The sequence below is a fragment of the Collinsella intestinalis genome, assembly GCF_902501455.1.
Taxonomy (GTDB): Bacteria; Actinomycetota; Coriobacteriia; order Coriobacteriales; family Coriobacteriaceae; genus Collinsella; species Collinsella intestinalis.
Genome location: NZ_CABWIC010000010.1, coordinates 1 through 984, shown reverse-complemented (window position 1 = coordinate 984; position 984 = coordinate 1). Strand labels below are relative to the sequence as shown.

General features: G+C 64.7%; 2 rRNA genes. Both read left to right on the top strand.

Annotated elements, in window-relative coordinates:
• A 23S ribosomal RNA gene (locus AOBCEHNH_RS05115) occupies window positions 1-654 on the top strand; the annotation flags it as partial.
• A 144-nt stretch (window positions 655-798) separates the two neighbouring features.
• A 5S ribosomal RNA gene (gene rrf / locus AOBCEHNH_RS05110) occupies window positions 799-914 on the top strand.
• The last annotated feature ends 70 nt before the right edge of the window (window positions 915-984 follow it).

The following is a 984-nucleotide window of genomic DNA, read 5'->3' as shown; positions in this document are numbered from 1 at the left end:
GGGTAGTTTGACTGGGGCGGTCGCCTCCTAAAGGGTAACGGAGGCGCGCGAAGGTCCGCTCGGGACGGTCGGCAACCGTCCTCTTGAGTGCAAGAGCATAAGCGGGCTTGACTGCGAGGCCTACAAGCCGAGCAGGTGCGAAAGCAGGCTCTAGTGATCCGGCGGCCCCGCGTGGGTGGGCCGTCGCTCAACGGATAAAAGGTACTCCGGGGATAACAGGCTGATCTTGCCCAAGAGTCCACATCGACGGCAAGGTTTGGCACCTCGATGTCGGCTCATCGCATCCTGGGGCTGGAGCAGGTCCCAAGGGTACGGCTGTTCGCCGTTTAAAGCGGTACGCGAGCTGGGTTCAGAACGTCGTGAGACAGTTCGGTCCCTATCCTCCGCGGGCGCAGGAGAATCGAGGGAGGCTGCCCCTAGTACGAGAGGACCGGGGTGGACGCACCTCTGGTGAACCGGTTGTCGACCAACGGCACGGCCGGGTAGCCACGTGCGGCGCGGATAACCGCTGAAGGCATCTAAGCGGGAAGCCGTTCCCGAGATCAGTTCTCCTTTCGGTAAGGGCCCAGGTAGACTACCTGGTCGATAGGCCGCAGGTGCAAGCACGGCGACGTGCTCAGCCGAGCGGTACTAATAGCCCGAGCTCTTACCCGCATCCGACCGGCGGGACGCCATACTTAACGTATCGAGGTGTCGCGTCGTCAGAAGGTCAGGTCGACACGGTCCCGTCTGGAAGTCGCTGTGCGGCCCTCAGGGCACGTGAGGATCCCGGGTGGGAGGTATGAAAGCCGCCCACCGGTCAGCGGCCATTGCGTGCGGGGCACGCCCGGTCCCATTCCGAACCCGGAAGCTAAGCCGCACCGCGCCGATGGTACTGCGGGGTCAGCCCGTGGGAGAGCAGGGCGCCGCTGACCGGTGGACGGCTTTCGCGCTTTCCCGGCGCGGGAGCGCAAGGGGGTCCCCTCGGGGGCCCTCTTTTGCTAT